This window comes from Paenibacillus planticolens (assembly GCF_013141725.1).
Taxonomy (GTDB): domain Bacteria; phylum Bacillota; class Bacilli; order Paenibacillales; family NBRC-103111; genus Paenibacillus_E; species Paenibacillus_E planticolens.
Map to the genome: position 1 here is coordinate 130,166 of NZ_WHNZ01000042.1, position 18,997 is coordinate 149,162.

Sequence of the window (18,997 nt, forward strand, 5' to 3'; positions counted from 1 at the left end):
TCACAAATGAAAATGCCAATCAACATCGACACAATTGGATTTAAACCGTATTTAGATATTTTACACCGTTTGCCAGTAAAATTATATTTGAAAATATTTCAAATTCGTGAACATTCGATAAATTGGGGAAAATAGTTCTGTAGGAATGAAGGGTTTCCGGGAAGGATTCTTTAGAAAAATATTGAAATACTAAAAGCAATTTTCGTAATTTATCGTAATGGGGAAGGAGCGTTAACTTTGAACGTTTTTATTATCATTCTCATGCTGCTGGTTCTGATTGGCGTGTCCAATGTCGTGAACCGCTATGTTCCGTTCATACCCGTACCACTTATCCAGATTGCTTTAGGGGCAATTCTGGTAATCGTACCGTTAGGTGTTCACTTGCACCTGGAACCTGAATTGTTTTTCATTCTGTTCATTGCCCCGCTGCTGTATAACGATGGCAAACATACGCCGCGCGACGAGCTATGGAGACTGCGTGCTCCGATTCTGCTCCTTGCTGTCGGGCTTGTTTTCATCACCGTATGCGTCGTGGGGTATGTCACCCACTGGTTAATTCCTTCAATACCTCTAGCTGCTGCTTTCGGGTTGGCGGCCATCCTGTCTCCAACGGATGCCGTAGCAGTTAGCGCCTTAGCCGGGCGCATTCATTTGCCTAAAAGCTTGAAGCGGCTGCTCGAAGGGGAAGCTTTAATGAATGATGCTTCAGGTCTGGTCGCGTTCAAGTTCGCTATTGCCGCGGCAGTTACGGGTGTTTTTTCGTTGCCGAAAGCAAGTCTCAGCTTTTTGGTCATTTCCATTGGCGGCTTACTGGTCGGAGCCCTTGTAGCTTTCCTCATTATTGTCGTTCGCCATCTGCTGCGCCGGGCAGGTCTCGAGGATGAGACGATGCACATGCTTTTGCAAATTTTGACGCCATTTCTACTCTTTCTGATTGCGGAGGAGCTTGGACTATCGGGCATTTTGGCCGCTGTTGCGGGAGGTCTGGTGCATGCCATCGAGAACGAGCGCATCGCGTTTACGATGCCGAACCTCCGGAACGTCTCCAACGCAACGTGGTCCGTTATTTTGTTTGTGTTAAATGGATTGGTTTTCGTCCTACTTGGCCTGCAAATCCCTGGTGTGTCTCGAACGATTCTGAGTGACCCGAATTTCGATAATTTCAAGGTCATCGGATACGCGATTCTCATCTATGCTCTGCTCTTGGTACTGCGTTTTGGGTGGACATTCATCTTCACCAGAGGCGGGCGCTTGTTCGGGAATCAGAATCAGGCGGTGCCAAGCCTGCGCATCCTGACGTTAACGACCATTTCTGGCGTTCGTGGAGCGGTCACGCTGGCGGGTGCGTTCTCTATTCCGCTATTTTTGCAAAATGGCGATCCCTTTCCGCAAAGAGATCTTATCATTTTTCTTGCATCGTCAGTGATCCTGTTATCGCTGCTTACCGCGAGCATCGTCCTTCCGCTACTTGCTAAGAAGAAAAATACAGCTGGCGATGCCGAGAAAGAGCGCTTGGAGCGCGAGTGGCAGATCGAGGTTTTGGCTGCCGCCGTACGTGCACTCCAAAAAACCAGCTCGGAGAAGAATGAATTGGCCGTGAACACCGTAATTGGCGACTATAAACTCATGATGCAGCAGCTTGGTCAAAAGGACGGCAGAGTGAAGCGTCTCCCGCGTTTTCAGCAGGAAGAAGCCGGGATGCGTCTGCTCGCGCTGAATATCGAGCGTAAGTATGTAAATGAACGTTTGGAGAGCGGGCAAGTGAGCCGTGAACAAGCAAATTACTATTTGAAAATGTTGGAGCAACTCGAGCTCATTCTCGCTAATAAATTGGATCTGGGTAAAGTTATTGTCAAAAATATTTGGCGGCGATTAAAAATGGTCATGACGTCCTACTCCCAACCACGTGTGGCAGCCAGTTTCGTCGAACCCGATATGGTCGAGATCCGTTCGCTGAAAATGCAATGCAGCCAAGCTGTTGTCGATGAGTTCTCCAAACGCTGCGCGCTTCAAAGCGACGAAGCAGCCGAAGGCGTGCTTGATTATTACCAGCAAACGCTTGACAGGCTGCGCAGATTTACATTCGGTTCGCGGCGCAATGACGCGTCGTTCAACGATTGCCTCCGCGAAGTGCACTGGATCGCTATTCAGGCGGAGCGCGATGCCGTGCAGGCGTTTTTCGAGCGAGGAGACATTACACGTGAGATGGCATCCCTGCTCAGACGGGTCATTCGCAACAGGGAGGCTACGCTGTACGAGCTTGAGGAGATTGGTTGACATTGAATGATTAGAAAGAGCCTGAGCGATCCGGGTACGGAAATTCGCGATTTTATTTTTACATTTAGAATAAAAATAGGTTATTATGTGTAATGAGATAAAAAAAAGAAAGTGGGAACAAACGTGGGCCGTAAGTGGAATAACATTAAAGAGAAGAAAGCCTCTAAAGACGCAAATACAAGTAGAATTTATGCGAAATTCGGACTTGAAATTTATGTAGCCGCTCGGAAGGGCGAACCGGATCCGGAAGCTAACCGTGCGTTAAAAGTCGTTCTCGAACGTGCGAAAACTTATAATGTACCGAAAGCGATTATCGATCGCGCAATCGATAAAGCCAAAGGCAGCTCCGATGAAATTTATGAGGAGCTTCGTTATGAAGGCTTCGGACCTAACGGTTCGATGGTCATCGTGGATGCTCTGACGAATAACGTGAACCGTACCGCACCAGCTGTTCGTTCAGCGTTCAGCAAAAGTGGCGGCAATATGGGCGTAAGCGGCTCTGTGGCTTACATGTTCGATGCCACTGCTGTTATTGGGATTGAAGAGAAGAGCATGGATGACGTTATGGAGCTTCTATTGGAAGCTGATGTTGATATTCGTGACATCGTCCAAGAAGACGAGATGGTCATGGTTTATGCAGACCCCGAGCAGTTCCATGCGGTGCAAGAAGCATTCAAAAATGCTGGAATTACGGAGTTTTCCATTGCAGAAGTAACGATGCTGGCTCAAAACAACGTTTCCCTGCCGGAAGACGCACAAAAGCAATTCGATAAATTGATCGATGCGTTGGAAGATTTAGAGGACGTGCAGCAGGTTTATCATAACGTGGAGCTTGAGGACTAAGATTGCATAAAGATTGATTTATCAAAGTGTATTTTCAATACATATTTATATGGTTTAGGTTTGAGGGGGAAGCTGGGCTTCCTCCTTATTTTAGTATTCGGGAGTGAACGTCCCTCTCTAGAAGGTTTGCGATGATGAGACCTGTGAGGGAGCTATTTTGCTAGAAACAGCCTTTTGGACGAGGGGGAGGGAACTATGATCCTCTATTACTCACACTCGGATAGATATTTGGATTCATGAGGTAAAATAGCACCCTGTAGTTCCCATTGTGCCTGGAAATGTGTCACTTTTGCTGAAATAGCGGCCTGTAGTTCCCAAACAAACGAATCTCAAGATGAGCCGTTCCCAAGCCTGCTTGCTAACTGCGGATAAGAGCCATTCTCACCATTTATTCCCTGCAAAAATATAAAAAAGCCGCCATGAGATCACGGCAGCTTCTGGCTCTCTGATGAGCCATATATAAGCATTGTTGAATGCGGTTACAAATCATTTCTTTAAGCTCTCCAAATATTTGAGTACGACTCCGAGTGCGCCAACATAATAACCAGTTAACATTAAGAAACCAGTAGGGTCAAGGCCCATCATGTTGGAAAGCAGAAACAATGGGAACACATAATACAGCAAGTCTTTCAAATAAGGGAGAAACAAGGAACTGGAGAACGAACCTGCTTTAAGGGATCTGTACAAGTTGTATAAGAAACTTAAGCCCATAAAGCCAAGAACAGCAAACATAGCGTAGAGCATCCATCCTGTAAGTGCGAATGTCATTTGGATTCACCTCCCCATTGGGAAGATTTACTACTGCTTTATCATATGTAGCTCAATGACAAGTCGTACTAGGATGAATCACTCATTTTGAAAAAAAGATCGCAATTACATTACATAAATAATATTATGTAAACAAATTTAAAGCTGCATCGTGTTTCGGTAAATAAGAGGAGATACTCCGACGTATTTTTTGAATAATCGGGAAAAGTAGAACACGTCTTTGAACCCCAAAGAATCCGCAATTTCCTTCACGGTATCGTCGGTATTCAACAGAATGTTTTTCGCTTCAGCTATTTTCAAACGGTTGATATACGCGTTTAGCGGGTAGCCGGTATATTCGCTAACGACTCTGCGGAGCGTAGAGATTGAGATATGATGCCGTTTAGCGATACTTTTCGCATCGAAAGTCCGGAAAAGGGAGTCCCCAAGATCGTCCATGATGTCGATTACTTGCTGGGTTTTCGTCGTCTCGGCCGTCGCCTGATCTTTCAGGATAAACTCAAACAGCAAAGTTTCCATCAGCAGCGCTGCGCGATCGGCATTATCGGGCAAACCGCTCTCCATCAGCATGAAGATGCGCTCGATCCGGTTGTGCTGGGTGGCGTCCTCATGTCCGACCTGCTTCGCTACATCAACATTCGTCAACCAACTGCCAAGCCATTCCTCGATTCGAGTGCCTTCGAATGTAAAATAATATTCATCCCAAAAGCCGCCTTGATCAGGGCCATAATTATAAACGACACCAGGCCGCAAGAAAAGCAGACTGCCGCTTCCCACACGTTGTACGGGTCCGTCATTTGCTTGATAAGAGCCTTTGCCGCCGGACAGGTAAATAAAAGCCCATTTAGAGAAGGTAGACTGATGTCGAAAAGATATACGTCCAGGCAGATGCCCAACATTTAATATAATCAAAGACTGCAGTTTCAGCTTGCTGGAATCGATGGGCAGCGTAATGATCCGAAGCGGATAAGGACTGATCATATAGTCCATGAATTTTGGCATATCGTACATTCCCTCCGTAATAACTCCGTGTTATCGTTGATTTAGCCTGTAATATAGAATGTTAACTCATTTTATTGTATCTGATTACTTTATCCATGGAAACCGCACTGACGAATAATTTTGAAGGTAGAGACTACAATGACAAAATCGCTGAAACGATTATTAATGATGAACGTAAGTTCGAGCGTCATTTTCAATTACATGGGTATTTTTATTAATCTTTTTATATGGGAAAAAAATCGGCAAATCTTCGATGTCGCCTGGTTTAATTTGATTCTGTTTCTAGCGTGGGGACTTGCTTTTATGTATGGCGCCAAACTGCTGGCTCAATTCAATATTAGCTCAGTGATGAGGGCTTCAGCGATTTGTGCCGGAATTACTTTTGTTTTGCTGTCTTATGTACATGTTGAACCCAAAGTGTTTTATTTATCCCTGATTGCGCTGCCAGTTGGAATTACGAACGGATTATATGCAGCGGCGCAAAATATCGGGATCTCTCTTTTTGGTAAGGGAGAGGAGTTTACAGCTTTCTTTTCAGCCACGAATGTGTTCGGTCAACTGATTGCGTTCCTCAATCCACTGCTATTTGCGATACTGATTAAATGGATCGGGTTTTCGGGATCTTTCCTAGTGATGTTTCTTTTTATCGCGATAATGATTGTTATGTCGTTCTATGTGCCTCGAATTTCATTAAAAGATGCGGGAGAAGCCGTATTTAGCCATTTTTCCATCGGCCGAGTTTTTAATACGACACGCTTGAAATGGATGATACCATCCCTCATTGCAGGCGGGTTCTTTATTCAATTTCAGGGGATATTTTCCCTTATTTTCACGTTTTCTGTAACTAGTGACAAATTGATGATTGCTCTTCTTCAGATCATGTACACAGCATTTACCGTAGTTTGCGTGTTTATCTATCAACGATTCAGCCGCACACGCCGGGTAAGCGATTCTTGGTGGCTAACATTCGGAATGCTGGCGGCCGCGGCGGGCTTTTTGCTTGCGCTGTTTCCTAAGCCTCCAATTTTGATTCTCTCAAATATTTTAACGACAATTGGGCTGTTTTTCTTTTTCACGATCTGGAGTTCGCGGCAATTCGTAGCGACCAATCATCTTGCACCTATTCACCAGGCGCGGGTCATGGTATGGCGGGAACTTCTGCTAGTTTGTTCTCGCATTGTGATGTTAGCGCTTATTCTAGGGATTACTGATTTCAAAGGCTTTGTATTTAAAGCTGTAATGATTTTCAGTTTCTCAAGCGCTCTGCTGATCCCTTACTTTTCGAATAAAAGCGGTGAGGTTGATGTTAGCGAATAGGCGTAAAATAAAGGTTTTTTGCGCAATGAAGTCGAATTTCACTTGATTTAATGTGGTTAATCATTAATGTCATTAAATAAAATTCACTGTATATTTCGACTTTTTTTCAAGTATTGAAAGAGCCATTGAGCTTCTCAAGAGCCCAAATCTTTACTTTTAATTGTTTGGCAAAATGTAAAACGGGAGTGTGTTCTGGAAGGTTGATGCCAAAAGAATGAGGCAGCGTATTGATGGCGATGTCAGCCTCAGCAGACTGTAACGGCCATGGATCATGATCGATTTCCCCCCGATAAACGTTTCCGCGGCGATCCTGACAATAAAGGCAGTAACGCTCCGTCAGCCAGTATTCTAAAGTTCCAGGCATAGCTAGCCGGGTGGGGGAGATGGGACGGTATTCAGCTAAAAACTCACCCTCTCGAGCGCGAGGATCCTGACGGACACTATGATAGCGGATAGTGTTTTTTGTTAGTTCCTTTACTTCTATTTTGGTATAGAAATACGGAAGATGAAAAAAAGAGCGTGCTGCTTCAACGGCAATTTTGTTGTGGGCGTCTAGGCTGAAAAAATAGACACCTGGTTTACCATCCATCGTTACATAGGTTCGGACATTGATTTCAGGAAAAGATGAGAAGTAGGGCAGCGGAGGAATGCCTCTTAACGTAACGTCGGACATATGAAAAGGAACTACGCCTATCCAAGCGGTATCTTCAAACGTATCGATGGGAATGTGAGCTGGAATATGTTCTCTTATCATGTTGACGGGGATAGACCAGTGAGCGAATAACAGATCGTTCCAAACTTGATGCATGATCCAAGGTTTTGCAAACAGAGGCCATGGACGACTCATAGTTGAAGCTCCTTTAACTGAAGTATTTATTACAATAATCGTATGAGTTAGCCTGCTTGTTGTAAAGAGGCATGCCATTGTGCGTACAGATGTGGGGATTGCGGAGAAATTATGGTATAATGAAGCACAATCTGGAAAGAAAGCAGGCGACATACACAGCATGAATGGACAAAATCGAAAAGATGTCTTGCCGGGAATTGAAGTCAATATCGTGTTGAAGCAGGACCAGCGGAGCGGTAAGCTAACTCGGGGGATTGTGAAAGATTTGTTAACGAATTCGCCGACACATCCTCATGGCATAAAAGTAAGATTGACTGATGGACAAGTTGGAAGGGTCAAAGAAATTTTATCGCCAGTTAGGTGATTAAGGTACAGGGGGAGCGAGAATGGCAAAAGCAAAAGTAGCAAAAAGACCAACGCGGGATGAATTTGTTTTGGAAGAGATCGGCAATCAATTGTCGGAAGCAAAGATGGAGAATTCGGAGATTGTCCTTACGGTGTGGGGACGTGAAGAGCATGTGCGCGGGCTCATCACAACAATGGATTCACGAACAGGCCGTGTACATATAGAAACAAGCAGCGGGGAAATCGATAAAGTACCTTTTATGGATATTATGAAAGTTGAATACCCAAGAGATTAGAAGGCTGGCGGCCAGGCACAGATTCCATGGAAAAGGTGCTCAAGTGCCGTTTTTTTCCGCCAAAAAAATTGCACTAAATCTATATTTAACGCAACTTAGATTGTAACGAACGGAGTGAGCTCACTTGGGACAAGAGTTTGAGTATGTTGACGACTATTTGGAGCTGTTTGATACCTGGATGAAGGATCAAGGTTTTACCAAACGAACGCAACAAGCATATTTGGGGGATGTTCGCTTATTTCTTTCAACGATAGAAAAATCTTTGTCCGCGATAGAAACGATCGATATTATGCGTTTTTTAACGAAAATGCGGCAGGGTGGGGCAGGCGATGCTGCTCGTAATCGATACTTGTCATCGATCCGGACTTTTTTCTCATCGCTGATTGAGCTTCAGTTGACGAACCACAACCCGACCCTCAACATTAAGAAATCGAAGGTAGAGAAGAATCAAATTCCAACCTTCCTTAATGAGCAGCTGTTATCGATTTTTCTGCAGTCTATTGAGGGGAAGTATCAAATTCGAAATGTTGCCATGTTTCTGCTGATGAGTTATGCGGGACTGCGGGTGAGCGAACTGCATAGACTGAATACATCTGACTTCAACCAAACGACCAAATCGCTGCTTGTATATGGAAAAGGGCGGAAATGGCGTCTGATTCCTCTCCCTGATGAATTGGTCAAAGTGCTGAATAAAGCGCTGGCGGAGCGTTTGGATGCCCGAAGTAAAGGAGAGCAGCCTTTTTTCGTCTCACAATTTGGCCGCCGGATCAGCGTTCGCATGATTCAAACGATTGCGGAGAAGCATTTCGAAGAATTGAAGAAACATTATTCAGAGCTTCAAGGAAAATCAATTTCCAGCCATAAGCTTCGGCATACATTTGCCACCATGCAGGTTCTCGCGGGGACGGATATTCGAACTTTGCAGGAATTGCTTGGGCATGCCAGCATACAGACAACACAAATTTACACGCATGTTGCAGATAAGCAAAAACAAGAGGCGATGAATCGGGTCACAGCATTTATTCCGGCAGGAATGGGTATTTAATCAGAGTCATATTTTGCTCAAGCAGCGCATATAAGGCAACAGAGAGTATTAACCTTTGCAGTACAAGGAATTGGCAGGAGGCATCCTAATGGCAATTCAGCCCTCAATCTTGCGAAGCGGAGACACCATTGGAATCGTTACGTTAGGTAGTCCGCTTGACGCAAGCATTATTGATTCAAGAATTCGTACGCTTGAAAATATGGGTTTTAAAGTCATAGTGGGGAAGTATGCCTATTTATACGGTGGAATTGTTGCCGCATCTGCTCAGCAGCGGGCTGAAGATTTTATGACGATGATTGCAAATCCGAGCGTGAGAATGATACTTCCAACAAGAGGAGGTACTGGTGTAAAGGATATTTTACCCTATTTGGATTATCGAATAATTAATTCAAATCCCAAAATAATATCCGGTTACAGCGATATTACCATCTTATTAAACATACTTTATCAATTTGCAAACTTAATTACATTCCAAAGCCTGCTTTTAATTGATTTTAATACGAGTACACCGACGTATAACTTCAATCAATTTTTCGCAGCTACGTCGACCCTTGTAAGTAGGAGAGCGATTCAGAACCCGCCCGGGATGCAGCTGAAAAGTCTGGTTCCCGGCCATGTGCAGGGGCCAATTGTAGGAGGGAACCTTACTTCATTCGTCGGCACGCTTGGAACACCATATGAAATCAATACTTCTGGAAAAATTATTCTCGTCGAAGATACGCATGAACCAACGAACATGATGTACCGGTATTTAACACAATTGATTATGGCCGGGAAATTTCATGATTGCCTGGGCATCATTATAGGCCAGTGCACAAATTGCGCTACTTCGTATAAAACGTCATTTGAGGATCTGATCAACGAATTACTGTACCCCCTGGGTAAACCTCTTATGACAAACTTAAGTACGGCTCACGGTTACTATAAAGCGGCAATTCCGATTGGCGCAGTTGTAGATCTCAACACATACAATAGCACGCTTACTGTAATTGAACCCACTGTTAAACAGTAATCCCAGAACGTGGGGAATAGATGGCTAAAGTAGAAATTTGTTTACATAATATATATTATGTAGTTAAAACTTATACCCTTGACTCGAAGGAGAGTCAGGGGTATTTATTTTAGAAGTGAGACTATACACTTTGTCAAGTGAGGCAGGAGATTTCGAAACACTTTGTATAATGAAAAAAAAGTTAAGAGTTATATACTATTACATATATAGTTATTTAAAAAATCGCAGGCGTGTTTCATCTGATTGAATGAAAAAAGATCATTTAACCCTTAGTAGCAAGGGATGTCTCCATCTATATTCACATACAAATAAAACAGGAGATATTTATGTAAGAGTGTCGCCAGGTGAGGAGGCTGTTTATGCGGAATGATGAAATGAGTGGCGAAACGAGTGATCTGCCGTTTTGGGATGAGCTGCTCGAGAAAGATCGCAAATATGTCTGGCACCACATGTCACCACATAACGAGAATCCGATGATTGTTGCTTCCGGTGAAGGAAGCTGGGTGACGGATGTGGCGGGCAACCGCTACTTGGATGGCATGTCCGGGTTATGGTGCGTGAATGTGGGGCATGGGAGGAAGGAGATTGCCGAAGCGGCCGCAGAGCAGATGATGAAGCTCGCTTACTCGACCATGGTGCAATCCCATAGCCCGGCCATCGAATTGGCAGCGAAGATTAATGAATGGCTGGATGGCGACTATCGGATCTTTTTCTCCAATTCGGGGTCCGATGCCAATGAAGTGGCGTTCAAAATTGCCAGGCAATACCACCATCAGAACGGGAAACCGACGAAGCATAAATTCATTTCTCGGCATCGTGCTTATCATGGGAATTCGATGGGGGCTTTAGGAGCGACGGGGCAAGCGCAGCGCAAGCTGAAATATGAGCCTCTTGGCGTCGGGTTCCAGCATGTTCCGCCACCGTATTGCTATCGCTGTCCTTTCGGCCAAACGCAAGGGAACTGCAGCTTGCAATGCGCCAAAGCGATTGAGGATACGATCGTTTGGGAAGGCGCGGATTCCGTTGCCGGTGTCATTATGGAGCCTGTGATTACGGGAGGCGGCATGATTGTTCCGCCGGACGAGTATTTGCAGACGGTTCGCCGCATATGTGATAAGTATGAGGTTTTGCTGATTGTGGATGAAGTGATATGCGGGTTCGGCCGTTCCGGCGAGAAGTTTGGCCACCTCAATTATGGCGTGAGGCCGGACATCGTAACGATGGCCAAAGGCATGACTAGCGCATATTCGCCGCTATCGGCAACGGCGGTTTCAGCCGAATTATATGAATCGTTCAGAAATAATCAAGAACCGACAAGTCATTTACGGCATATAAACACGTTTGGAGGCAATCCGGTTTCCTGTGTTGTGGCATTGAAAAATATCGAGATTCTGGAAAGTGAAAATCTGGTGGCACGCTCCGCTGCGATCGGAAACGCTTTTAAAGACGGCTTGAAGCCATTGCTCTCGCATCCCCATGTAGGTGAAATCCGGATTTTCGGTTCGGCGATGGGCATTGAGCTTGTTGAAGATGTGAAAACAAAGCAGCCGGCGATGGCGGAACGCGTAGTGAAAATCATCGCTGCCTGTAAACAAAAGGGGTTGCTGGTCGGAAAAAATGGCGACACCGTACCTGGCTACGCCAACATACTTACGCTAAGTCCCCCGTTCTCCTCAACAGATGAAGACATAAGGTTTATTGTAGACACTTTGCTTGCTGTTTTCGATGTCAATGAGGAGAAAGGATGAAGGATGTTGTCTACACCCCCTCGGATACAAATCAACGCTGCACGCTTGCATCAGCATATTCAGGAGCTTGCGCAAATTGGAAAAATCGGAGAAACGGGCGTTTGCCGGCTGGCGCTCTCCAAGGAAGACCGTGAAGGCGTGGAGCTTGTAAAAGTCTGGATGGAAGAAGCCGGCATGGAAGCTTATATCGATCCGTTTGCCAATCTCATCGGGAAGCTGAAAGGCAGGGATTCAGACGCTCCGGTCCTCATGCTAGGCTCTCATATTGATTCGCAGCCCTATGGCGGGCGGTTCGATGGCGCGATTGGCGTACTCGGTGCGATTGAGGTGGTTCACAGTCTGGTGGAGTCCGGTAGAACGCCTGAGTGCGATATTGAAGTTGTGGCATTCTGCGATGAGGAAGGATGTCGCTTTAATAAGGGCTTGTTCGGCGTCCGCGGAATGACAGGAACGCTGGAAGCAAATGAGCTCGACCGCACGGATAAAAGCGGAATTACCCGCCGTGAAGCATTGATGCAATTCGGCTGCAACCCTGCTGATTTCGAGGGCTATACGTTCCAACCGGGCCGCATCGGTACTTTCCTGGAGCTGCACATTGAGCAAGGGCCGATTCTCGAATCGCTTGATGCTCCAATCGGTATCGTGACTGGCATCTCGGGTCCGTTATGGCTCACGGTTGAAATGACCGGTTTTGCCGGTCATGCCGGCTCGGTGCCGATGTCGATGCGCCATGATGCGCTTCTCGGCAGCGCCAAAGTCATCGTCGCTCTGAACGAGCTTGTGCAGCAGATTCCTGGGGCTCCGACGGTAGGCACGGTAGGCTCTCTTACTGTTTTTCCCGATTCACGCAACATCATTCCGGAAAAAGTATCCTTCACGATTGATCTTCGCGATATTGATTTATCACGCCGAAACGCACTCGAGGCCGAGCTATTAAGTGTCATCGAGAATGTTTCAAGCGAGCATGGTCTTCATTATACCATTCGTGAGGATACGAACAGCGAGCCACGCTATTGTGCAGGTTGGATCATGCAAAGCTTGCGTGAGGAAGCGGAGACAATGGGATTCTCCCCGCCAGAGCTCATGAGCGGTCCTTTTCATGATTCGCTTGCGATGTCCTACGTGTGCGACTATGGGATGATCTTCGTTCGATGCCTGGAGGGGATCAGCCACAACCCTAAGGAATACGCGAGTCCGGAAGATATCACACTGGGAACGGAGCTTTTGTACCGGACAGCGAGCCGCATCGCCAAGGAGAAAACAGTATCGCAGACCTGATTGAAGCTATGATCCAATAATGAGCTTATCACGCGCGGAGGTGCAGCCAATGGGGAAATCATATATTTCGCTAAATGATTTGAAACGCAATTTCGCTGAAGTCAAAGCGGGGATGAAGCCGAAAGAGGCGATCGAAGAATCAAATCGATGCTTGTATTGTTATGATGCTCCTTGCATACGCGCTTGTCCGACAGGAATTGACATTCCTTCTTTCATTAAAAAGATTGCCTTCGGTAATCTCAAAGGTTCTGCTCGCACCATTATGGAGGCAAATCCGGTTGGGGCTACCTGCTCGAGAGTATGCCCGACAGAGGAGCTCTGCGAAGGGGCTTGCGTGCTTAATTATTCGTCCAAGCCTATCCTGATCGGGCAATTGCAGCGCTACGCAACCGACTGGGCGATGAAGAACGAGCAGTTATTGTTCAAAGCGGGGGCGGAGAATGGGAAATCTGCCGCAGTTATCGGCAGTGGTCCTGCCGGCCTTTCGGCAGCCCGCGAGCTTGCCCGCTTTGGATTCAAGGTGACGGTGTTCGAGGCGAAAGCGCAAGCTGGAGGCTTGGATACGTATGGTATCGTTTCTTTCCGCTTGCCGCAGGAAATTTCACTCTGGGAAGTGGAGCAGATACGCCAGCTCGGCGTTGAATTTCGGATGAGCACGCGGGTCGGGGTGGATATTACGGCTGAAGAGCTGCTGCAAGACTATGAGGCTGTTGTTCTTGCGGTTGGCATGTCGAAAGTGCCGATGCTCGGTATCGAAGGCGAAGCTTTAGCTGGTGTCTATGATGCGATTGACTTCGTTGAAGCAACGAAAATCGGTACGGATCTGAATGCCGACTTGATTGGAAAACGCGTAGCGGTCATCGGAGCCGGAAATACAGCCATTGATGCTGCTACATGCTCGGTGAGACTAGGAGCTGAGCAAGTACAAATCGTATATCGGCGAACACAAGAAGAAATGACCGCATATGAGTTTGAATTTGATTTCGCCAAGGGAGATGGCGTCGAATTCAAATGGTTAACCGCTCCGAAACGGATCATTGGGGATGAGAACGGCCGCGTCGCGGCTATGGAATGCCTGCGGATGGAGTTGATTGATGTTGAGGGAGGGCGCAGACGGCCTGTTCCCATTGCAGGGTCTGAATTTTTCCATCCCGTTGACGCTGTGATCAAAGCGATCGGGCAAACACGGCATGAGTCCCTAGTCGATCAATTCAAGCTAGCACATATCCGGGGGACAGTGACGGTGAATCCGCAAACGGGTCAAACCTCGAATCCGAAAGTCTATGCGGCAGGAGATGTCATTTTCGGAGAAGGTCAGGGTGAGGCCATGGTTGTTTCGGCGGCTCAACAGGGAAAACAAGCAGCTTACGCGATCTACCGGCACTTGATTAACGCACAGAACGAGTCTGCTTAACAGCACTTTATGATTAGTTAATCAAACAGGAGGGATACTGCATGGCAGATTTACGCATCAATCTAGCGGGCATAACGTCACCAAACCCTTTCTGGTTGGCATCTGCTCCCCCGACCAATACCGGATATCAAGTTCAGCGTGCTTTTGAAGCCGGATGGGGAGGCGCCGTATGGAAAACGCTCGGAGATCCGATTATTAATACTTCATCGCGTTTTGCAGCCGTTCATTTCAATGGACAACGCGTGGCCGGATTTAACAATATCGAATTGATTACAGACCGTCCGCTTGAGGTCAATTTAAAAGAAATTTACGAAACGAAGAAGCGGTTTCCGAATCATGCGCTCGTCGTATCCCTCATGGTTGAGCCAAAGCGTGAAAAGTGGCATGAAATTGTCAAAAAGGTCGAGGCAGTCGGCGTGGACGGTCTTGAGCTGAACTTTGGCTGCCCGCACGGGATGGCCGAGCGTGGAATGGGGGCAGCCTCCGGGCAGCAGCCTGATCTTGTGGAGGCGCAGACGATGTGGGCGAAGGAAGCGGCGAAGACACCGGTCATCGTGAAGCTGACGCCGAATATTACGGACATTACGAGCACTGCGAAGGCGGCGGTTCGAGGCGGAGCGGACGCAATCTCCTTGATCAATACGATCAATTCATTGGCTGGCGTCGATATCGATACGTGGAATACGATCCCTCATGTTGGTGGGATGGGCTCTCACGGCGGCTACTGCGGTCCTGCTGTTAAGCCGATTGCTCTGCATATGGTTGCGGATTGTGCGCGAAATCAGGAGGTTGGCATACCGATTTCGGGAATTGGCGGTATCTCCAATTGGCGAGATGCCGTTGAATTTATGCTAATGGGCGCTACGGGTGTGCAAGTTTGTACAGCCGCCATGCATCACGGCTTCCGGATCGTCGAGGATATGATCGACGGTTTGAACAACTATTTGGACGATAAAGGGCTCTCCAGCGTTACGGAGCTGATCGGAAAATCCGTTCCCCGCTATTCGGATTGGGGAAATTTGGATTTAAACTATGCGGTTGTAGCTAAAATTGACAACGACACTTGCATTAACTGCAACAAGTGTCATATTGCTTGTGAGGATACGTCTCACCAGTGTATTGAGATGCTGACCGGAGAGAATGGACAGTCCTATTTGCAAGTGCGTGAAGAAGACTGCGTTGGGTGTAATTTATGCGCAATTGTTTGTCCAATTGAAGGAGCAATCTCCATGGTTGAGGTTGTGGGTACCGAACCGCCAATGACCTGGAACGAAAGGCAGGAGGCGATTGCCAAGTTGTCGGAAGGTAATTCCAACAAAAAGGAGGCGGTATAACTATGGCCAAACTCATTAGGAACGGCACGGTCGTGACGGCCACAGACCAATATCAGGCGGATATTCGGATTGAGGACGGGATCATTGTGCAAATCGGCCTCGATCTTGAGACAGAAGGCGCCGACATCATCGATGCGCAAGGACATTATGTGTTCCCTGGCGGAATCGATCCGCACACGCATCTGGAAATGCCTTTCGGCGGAACCGTGACAGCCGACGATTTCGAAACAGGAACGAAGGCAGCAGCGTTCGGAGGGACGACGACGATTATTGATTTTTGTTTGACGAATAAAGGCGTTCCGCTAAGCCAATCTGTACAGACCTGGCATAATAAAGCCAAGGGCAAGGCCGTTATTGATTACAGCTTTCACTTAATGATTGCAGAAATTACCGATGACGTGCTGGCTGAACTGCCAACCATGATACATGACGAAGGAATCACCTCACTCAAAGTATTTATGGCTTACAAAAATGTGTTTCAAGCCGACGACGGTACATTATATCGGACAATGCTCGAGGCCAAGCGGCACGGCGCACTTGTTATGGTTCATGCCGAAAACGGCGACGTTATCGATTACTTGATCAAAGAAGCACTGGATGCCGGGAACACGGAGCCGATTTATCATGCGCTGACGCGCCCATCCTTGATTGAAGGAGAAGCGACGGGACGTGCAGCCAAGCTTACCGCTCTGGCAAATTCACAGCTCTATGTCGTTCACGTGACTTGTGAAGAAGCCGTCCAGCAAATTGCTGAAGCGAGAAATCAAGGGGTCGATGTTTGGGGAGAGACTTGCCCGCAGTATTTAATGTTGGATCAGTCCTACTTGGAAAAGCCGAATTTCGAAGGAGCGAAGTATGTGTGGTCGCCACCGCTGCGCCCGCAATTTCATCAAGATGCGCTCTGGACGGCTCTTAAAAACGGTCAGCTCCAGACGTTAGGTTCCGACCACTGTTCCTTTAATTTCAAAGGTCAAAAGGAGCTTGGACTAGGTGATTTCAGCAAAATTCCGAATGGCGGTCCTTGTATTGAAGATCGTTTCTCTATTCTGTTCTCGGAAGGAGTCCTAAAAGGGCGAATCACGCTAAATCAGTTCGTAGATATCGTTTCTACCCGAAGTGCCAAGCTGTTTGGTTTATTTCCGAGGAAAGGTACGATTTCCGTAGGCTGCGATGCAGATATCGTTATTTTTGATCCGCAGGCAACTCGCGTCATTTCCTCAGAAACGCACCATATGAATGTTGATTACAATCCTTTTGAAGGACTTGAAATTACAGGTGAGCCGGTAACCGTGCTGTCTAGAGGGGAGTACGTGATCAGAGACAAACAATTCGTGGGCACTCCGGGTATTGGGCAATTCCTGAAGCGGGAAACGTACCCGTCCTCATCCCTCCAAGTAACCTCTAAGCAACCTGCCGATCAAAGGGGGACGACGCATGTCTGAACACGAACAATTTATGCTGGAGAAACGCAAGTTGGATGGTTTTGCCGCCCAGAAGTTTAACATTGTGGGAGTGAAGGAGGACCTGGAGGGCGCGTGGCTTCAGCTCGAACACCCCGGCGGCGAAACGGCCACCTTGCATCTGAAAACAGCGAATGCGAGGAAATATTATGCTACGCTGCTCATACGGCAAGGACAAGAACATAACTAAGCGATAATGCCATGCAAGTATTCATACCCGTGAAGCGCAAGTTCAATGGCTATCCGTTTGTCTGAGCGCATGAAATCTTCGCCTAGCAGTCGTGTTATTTTATCGAGCCGATGATAGAGGGTTTGCCTCACAATAAACAGCTCTTTGGCAGTCTCCTGTTTGGAACCGCTTAAAGCTAAATACATTTTCAAGGTTTTCATAAGCTGGCCGTTTTTTTCTTGGTCGTAACGAAGCAAGCTCCCGAGATATTCGTCAATATATGAAGTCAATCGCCCGGTTTGCTTCATGGTGTGAATGATTTTGTTGACATGCAGTTCATGATAGAAGGGCATATTTAATACCCCGATATCTTTCTGAATGTTAATTGTATCCAAGGCGGTTTCATAGCTTTCCTTGAGCAGGGTAAGATCACTTATGACCTTGCCAATCCCCAAAAGAGGGGCGAAAGGAGCTGTCTCTGGGACGATCTCTGTTTTCCGCAATCGCTGGAGTGCTCGCAGGAGGCGATCTTGAAATGGCACGGTCGCTGCCGTCCCCAATTGATTAAGGAGGATGAATACAAGATAAGAGTCGAATAAGGCAGGGACCAAATAGAAGCCTTCACTTTCGAAAATGGAGCGCGCTGCCATATGTTTCTGCGGCACCTGCGCTTCATGATCGTTGGTATTTTGCAAGGCAGAAGAGGTGTCAAACACACATACAACGGCTTGGTCGAGTTTTACGGTAGGTTTTTGAGCCAGCATGTAGTCTCGAATATCTTGTTGCGAATGCTTTCCGCTCAGCCAGCCGGTTACCCAAAGATCCTGTTTATAGCGCTTTTTCTCCTCGATGTAGGTGGTACGCATCATTTCCTGCGCAATGGCGGTTGCGAATCGGTCTAGCGCAAGAATCTGAAATTCGCTTAACTCCTGTTCTCCGTACAATAACAGGTCGGCAAACAGACGATCCAAGGCTAAGATCGGGCGATGCGCAAGCCGGCCTTTCAGCTCGGGCTGACGAAAGATTTCCCTGAAAATCCATTTTTCATAAAAAGCATGGGCTTCATCCTTCGGCATGTCCGGGATAAAACGGGCTTCCTCCCCAAACGGAAAAAAAGCGACCTGCACTTTCGTAGTTTGCTGCAATAGCTTCAAGATTGGCCGCAACCCTTTCCCCGAAAGGAGCAATTGATTCAACTGTGCGGAGAGGGCTTCCAGCTCGGACACCATGTTGTAATGCTGATGAATGAAATGGGCGTGCAAATCTTGCGTGATATCAATATAACGGACTTGCTCATGAAAAAAAATGAGTGGAAAATGTTCGCGCAGAGCAAGCTCTTTCATTCGTTCGAGGGGCAAATTCGTATACGGCCCCATTTCGATACAGAGTCCGGATGCTCCGCTGTCTATCAACTGTTGGAGGAAGGAGAGGCTTAATTCTTCATTATCATGCCAGCCAATCCCTGTGTTGAGGATCAGTTCATTGCCATTCAATAAACGGCCGACCTGGGGGACTTCCATAATGTGAGCCCATCGCACCGTGCGGTTTAAGGCTTCTTCTGTGGCGACGGCTTCGGCTTGCTGAAACAAAGGACGCTGCAAAATATCTTTCACGGTTAATTGCATAAGTGTCTGCACCAATTCCATCCACCGCCTTTGTGTTAAGGAAGGTAACATATGAGCCGATTTCGTAGTTTAAGTTTATTATAAAATGTTTTCAATGACTAGTGGTGGCCGCGAGAGATTGCGGTTTTTTGGCATTTTTTTTGCGAAAAAAACGTGCGTTGTCGGTTGTAGCTCAATTTAGTATGATTGGATATACGATTGGCAGAGGAGGACAATA

Annotated in this window: 17 protein-coding genes; 13 read left to right on the top strand and 4 right to left on the bottom strand. The window is 46.9% G+C overall.

The features are described 5' to 3' along the window. Positions 1-237 precede the first annotated feature (237 nt). A complete protein-coding gene (locus GC097_RS19780; protein ID WP_171685028.1) occupies positions 238-2,277 on the top strand; it encodes a Na+/H+ antiporter in 2,040 nt (679 codons plus the stop codon). A 123-nt stretch (positions 2,278-2,400) separates the two neighbouring features. After that, positions 2,401-3,120 carry a YebC/PmpR family DNA-binding transcriptional regulator gene (locus GC097_RS19785; protein ID WP_171685029.1) on the top strand — a complete coding sequence of 240 codons (720 nt, stop codon included), beginning with the start codon at positions 2,401-2,403 and terminating at the stop codon, positions 3,118-3,120. A 486-nt stretch (positions 3,121-3,606) separates the two neighbouring features. Here the strand turns inward: GC097_RS19785 and GC097_RS19790 are convergent, their stop codons facing one another. Together GC097_RS19790 and GC097_RS19795 are read right to left on the bottom strand one after the other, a co-directional pair. Continuing rightward, complete coding sequence (locus GC097_RS19790) at positions 3,607-3,888, bottom strand: hypothetical protein (protein WP_171685030.1); 282 nt, start codon at positions 3,886-3,888, stop codon at positions 3,607-3,609. 138 nt (positions 3,889-4,026) lie between these two features. Continuing rightward, positions 4,027-4,890: an AraC family transcriptional regulator gene (locus tag GC097_RS19795; protein WP_171685031.1), complete on the bottom strand. Its 864-nt coding sequence runs from the start codon at positions 4,888-4,890 to the stop codon at positions 4,027-4,029. 138 nt (positions 4,891-5,028) lie between these two features. Here GC097_RS19795 and GC097_RS19800 point away from each other — a divergent pair, with 138 nt between their 5' ends. Further along, entirely contained in the window at positions 5,029-6,207 is a 1,179-nt protein-coding gene (locus tag GC097_RS19800; RefSeq protein WP_171685032.1) for an MFS transporter, read from the top strand. A gap of 106 nt (positions 6,208-6,313) precedes the next feature. Here GC097_RS19800 and GC097_RS19805 read toward each other — a convergent pair whose 3' ends face one another. Beyond that, a complete protein-coding gene (locus GC097_RS19805) occupies positions 6,314-7,054 on the bottom strand; it encodes a YqjF family protein (protein ID WP_171685033.1) in 741 nt (246 codons plus the stop codon). Positions 7,055-7,214: 160 nt separating this feature from the next. Between GC097_RS19805 and GC097_RS19810 the strand changes: the two genes are divergently transcribed. The 10 genes from GC097_RS19810 to GC097_RS19855 all read left to right on the top strand — a co-directional run bounded on the left by GC097_RS19810 (position 7,215) and on the right by GC097_RS19855 (position 17,176). Then, entirely contained in the window at positions 7,215-7,418 is a 204-nt protein-coding gene (locus GC097_RS19810; RefSeq protein WP_171685199.1) for a YwbE family protein, read from the top strand. Between the two features lie 22 nt (positions 7,419-7,440). Beyond that, on the top strand, positions 7,441-7,695 hold the full coding sequence (locus GC097_RS19815; RefSeq protein ID WP_171685034.1) for a YolD-like family protein: 255 nt from the start codon (positions 7,441-7,443) through the stop codon (positions 7,693-7,695). Positions 7,696-7,819: 124 nt separating this feature from the next. Then, on the top strand, positions 7,820-8,740 hold the full coding sequence (locus GC097_RS19820) for a tyrosine-type recombinase/integrase (protein WP_246294353.1): 921 nt from the start codon (positions 7,820-7,822) through the stop codon (positions 8,738-8,740). An 88-nt stretch (positions 8,741-8,828) separates the two neighbouring features. Next, positions 8,829-9,752 carry a S66 peptidase family protein gene (locus tag GC097_RS19825; protein WP_171685035.1) on the top strand — a complete coding sequence of 308 codons (924 nt, stop codon included), beginning with the start codon at positions 8,829-8,831 and terminating at the stop codon, positions 9,750-9,752. Positions 9,753-10,111: 359 nt separating this feature from the next. Next, positions 10,112-11,500 (top strand): aspartate aminotransferase family protein, encoded by a 1,389-nt coding sequence (locus GC097_RS19830; protein ID WP_246294354.1) that lies wholly within the window; start codon positions 10,112-10,114, stop codon positions 11,498-11,500. A 3-nt stretch (positions 11,501-11,503) separates the two neighbouring features. Then, complete coding sequence (locus GC097_RS19835) at positions 11,504-12,778, top strand: M20 family metallo-hydrolase (RefSeq protein ID WP_171685036.1); 1,275 nt, start codon at positions 11,504-11,506, stop codon at positions 12,776-12,778. 49 nt (positions 12,779-12,827) lie between these two features. After that, a complete protein-coding gene (locus tag GC097_RS19840; RefSeq protein ID WP_171685037.1) occupies positions 12,828-14,192 on the top strand; it encodes an NAD(P)-dependent oxidoreductase in 1,365 nt (454 codons plus the stop codon). A gap of 41 nt (positions 14,193-14,233) precedes the next feature. Next, positions 14,234-15,526, top strand: a complete 1,293-nt coding sequence (preA, locus tag GC097_RS19845; RefSeq protein WP_171685038.1) for an NAD-dependent dihydropyrimidine dehydrogenase subunit PreA — start codon at positions 14,234-14,236, stop codon at positions 15,524-15,526. Positions 15,527-15,528: 2 nt separating this feature from the next. Further along, positions 15,529-16,968: a dihydropyrimidinase gene (gene hydA / locus GC097_RS19850; RefSeq protein WP_171685039.1), complete on the top strand. Its 1,440-nt coding sequence runs from the start codon at positions 15,529-15,531 to the stop codon at positions 16,966-16,968. After that, positions 16,961-17,176 (top strand): hypothetical protein, encoded by a 216-nt coding sequence (locus GC097_RS19855; protein ID WP_171685040.1) that lies wholly within the window; start codon positions 16,961-16,963, stop codon positions 17,174-17,176. Before hydA ends, GC097_RS19855 begins: the two co-directional genes overlap by 8 nt. On the opposite strand, the gene GC097_RS19860 is transcribed toward GC097_RS19855, so the two are convergent. Beyond that, positions 17,173-18,792 carry a PucR family transcriptional regulator gene (locus tag GC097_RS19860; protein ID WP_312875709.1) on the bottom strand — a complete coding sequence of 540 codons (1,620 nt, stop codon included), beginning with the start codon at positions 18,790-18,792 and terminating at the stop codon, positions 17,173-17,175. The genes GC097_RS19855 and GC097_RS19860 overlap by 4 nt on opposite strands. Positions 18,793-18,997 lie beyond the last annotated feature (205 nt).

Bases quoted from the DNA above. Each gene is read 5' to 3' on its own strand.
- GC097_RS19800 (WP_171685032.1), top strand. From the start codon at position 5,029: ATGACAAAATCGCTGAAACGATTATTAATGATGAACGTAAGTTCGAGC.
- preA (WP_171685038.1), top strand. From the start codon at position 14,234: ATGGCAGATTTACGCATCAATCTAGCGGGCATAACGTCACCAAACCCT.
- GC097_RS19825 (WP_171685035.1), top strand. From the start codon at position 8,829: ATGGCAATTCAGCCCTCAATCTTGCGAAGCGGAGACACCATTGGAATC.
- GC097_RS19795 (WP_171685031.1), bottom strand. From the start codon at position 4,890: ATGCCAAAATTCATGGACTATATGATCAGTCCTTATCCGCTTCGGATC.
- GC097_RS19790 (WP_171685030.1), bottom strand. From the start codon at position 3,888: ATGACATTCGCACTTACAGGATGGATGCTCTACGCTATGTTTGCTGTT.
- GC097_RS19835 (WP_171685036.1), top strand. From the start codon at position 11,504: ATGTTGTCTACACCCCCTCGGATACAAATCAACGCTGCACGCTTGCAT.
- GC097_RS19810 (WP_171685199.1), top strand. From the start codon at position 7,215: ATGAATGGACAAAATCGAAAAGATGTCTTGCCGGGAATTGAAGTCAAT.
- GC097_RS19815 (WP_171685034.1), top strand. From the start codon at position 7,441: ATGGCAAAAGCAAAAGTAGCAAAAAGACCAACGCGGGATGAATTTGTT.
- hydA (WP_171685039.1), top strand. From the start codon at position 15,529: ATGGCCAAACTCATTAGGAACGGCACGGTCGTGACGGCCACAGACCAA.
- GC097_RS19855 (WP_171685040.1), top strand. From the start codon at position 16,961: ATGTCTGAACACGAACAATTTATGCTGGAGAAACGCAAGTTGGATGGT.
- GC097_RS19830 (WP_246294354.1), top strand. From the start codon at position 10,112: ATGCGGAATGATGAAATGAGTGGCGAAACGAGTGATCTGCCGTTTTGG.
- GC097_RS19805 (WP_171685033.1), bottom strand. From the start codon at position 7,054: ATGAGTCGTCCATGGCCTCTGTTTGCAAAACCTTGGATCATGCATCAA.
- GC097_RS19840 (WP_171685037.1), top strand. From the start codon at position 12,828: ATGGGGAAATCATATATTTCGCTAAATGATTTGAAACGCAATTTCGCT.